The sequence below is a fragment of the Massilia sp. UBA6681 genome (assembly GCF_002454935.1).
GTDB lineage: Bacteria > Pseudomonadota > Gammaproteobacteria > Burkholderiales > Burkholderiaceae_D > Telluria > Telluria varians.
Genome location: NZ_DKJX01000014.1, coordinates 41469 through 43466 on the forward strand (window position 1 = coordinate 41469; position 1998 = coordinate 43466).

The 1998-nt window shown below is 73.0% G+C and carries 3 protein-coding genes and 1 pseudogene; all 4 read left to right on the forward strand.

Going from position 1 to position 1998, the window contains the following annotated elements:
• Positions 1–572: hypothetical protein (locus tag B2R83_RS02025; protein ID WP_292038031.1), on the forward strand; the 572-nt coding region annotated here is incomplete at its 5' end.
• The gene (locus B2R83_RS02030; RefSeq protein WP_292038033.1) at positions 569–1129 is read left to right on the forward strand and encodes a PilN domain-containing protein; all 561 of its coding nucleotides are present in this window, start codon (positions 569–571) and stop codon (positions 1127–1129) included. The genes B2R83_RS02025 and B2R83_RS02030, both read left to right, overlap by 4 nt.
• Positions 1126–1701, forward strand: coding sequence for a hypothetical protein (locus B2R83_RS02035; RefSeq protein ID WP_292038034.1), 576 nt, complete (start codon positions 1126–1128; stop codon positions 1699–1701). Before B2R83_RS02030 ends, B2R83_RS02035 begins: the two co-directional genes overlap by 4 nt.
• A pseudogene (locus B2R83_RS02040) lies at positions 1698–1998 on the forward strand (hypothetical protein); the annotation flags it as partial. The gene B2R83_RS02035 and the pseudogene B2R83_RS02040, both read left to right, overlap by 4 nt.

Here is a 1998-nt window from a genome sequence, read left to right on the forward strand (position 1 = left end):
TGCCGCCGCCGCCGGGCGCGACGCGCCTGTCCGACCTGCAGGCCGCTTGCGCCCTGCGCCACCAGCACCTGTTCGGCGCGCCGCCGCTCGAGTGGCGCATCAGCGCCGACTGGGATGCGGCCCGTCCCTTCCTGGCCGCTGCCGCCCCCGAGGCGCTGCTGGCGCTGCTGGAGCTGCTTGCGCGCGAGCACCGCTTCCACCTGGTCGAGGTGGCGCCGCAGTTCGTGGCCGCCATGAACGCCTGGCGCCGCCAGCGCCGCCCTGGCGCCTGGTTCGGCCTGGTGCATGGCGGCGTGCTGTCCATCGCCGCTTACGAAGGCAGTTCCCTGGCGGCGGTGCGGACCGCCGTGATCCCGCAGGGCGCCGACCGCGACTGGTTGGAAGCCCACGTCGCGCGCGAAGCGCTGCGGGTCGGGGTGGGGCGGCCCGAACGCCTGCAGCTGTGCGGGGCGGCGCCAGGCAGCTGGGCCAGCTCGGCCGGCCGCCTGAAGTTCGCCTGCACCCTGCTGGAAGACGACAGCGCCGACTGGCCGCTGCACGTGCGCCTGGCGCGCACCGGGATCGCATCATGAAGCGCACCCATATCGATTTCGCACCGCGCAGCCTGCGGCGCGCCCTGTTCCGCATACCGCCGCGTTTCGCCGCTTTCCTGCTCCCCACCGCCATACTGTGCTTCGTGCTGGTATCGCAGCTGCGCCAGTACCAGGAAGAGCGCGAAGGGCTGGAAGCATTGCAGGCTGCCATCGCGGCGCGTTCGCAGGCCGTGCGCCCGCTACCGGTGGCCGCGCAGCCGACGTTCACGGTGTCCGATGCGCAGGCCCAGGCCGTCAACGACGCCGTCATGCAGCTCAACCTGCCGTGGCGCGACCTGGTCGAGGCGGTGCGCGCGGCCACGCCGGGCAACGTCGCCCTGCTGGCGCTGGAGCCGGATGCCAAGCGCCGCACCCTGCGCATCACGGCCGAGGCGAAGAACAGCGACGACATGCTGGCCTACGTGGCCAGGATGGAAGAGCAGGGCTGGTTCGCCTCCAGCGCCCTGGTGCGCCACGAGATCGCCGAGCAGGAGCCGAACCGGCCGCTGCGCTTCCAGGTCAGCGCTCAATGGGGCACGAGCGGGGGCGGCCAATGAAGGACATGAGCCTGTCCTCCTTGTGGCTGCGCCTGGTGCTGGCCCTGCGCCGCATGAATCCGGTGGTGGCCGGCGCCGTCGCGCTGGCGCTGGCGCTCGTGGTGGCTTTCTTCCTGGTGCTGCGGGCCCAGGTCGACCTCGACCAGCAATATGCCGAGGCGCGGCGCCAGGCCGCCTTGCCGCCGCCGGCGCCCGGCGCCATCGCGCCGCCCGCGCCGAGCGCGGACCAGAACCTGGCGCATTTCTATGCCTCGCTGGGTGAGCGCGGCAAGGTCGAGCGCCAGCTCAAGACCCTGTTCGGGCTGGCCGAGAAGAACGGCCTGGCCCTGCGCCAGGGCGAGTACCGCAGCAGCCAGGACCGGGCAGGGCGCTTCCTCACCTACCAGATTACCCTGCCGGTGACGGGCCGCTACGGCGCGATCTGGCAGTTCGCCTTCGACGCGCTGCGCGCGCTGCCGCACGCCTCGCTCGACGACGTGGCGTTCCGGCGCGACGCGATCGGCAGCGAGACCGTGGAGGCGCGCCTGCGCCTGACGCTCTACCTGTCCGCCACCCCGGGAGTGCCGCGATGAAGCCGCGCCATGTCGCGATGGCCGTGGCCCTGGTGGCGGCCGCTTGCCTGGCGGTCTTCGGCGACAACACACCCGAGGACGTGGTGGCCGAGCCGGTCGAGCGGGCGCAGGCGCAGGCGCCGGCGGCCGCAGCGGCCACGCAAACCCGTGCCGCGCCTGACAAGGACAAGAACGTGGCCATCCTGCGCCTGGTCCCGCGCGAGGTGCTGATCGGCGACAGCGACGATCGCTTCAACGGGGGCGAGAATGGCGTGTTCGCGCGCCAGGACTGGACCCCGCCGCCACCGCCGCCGGCGC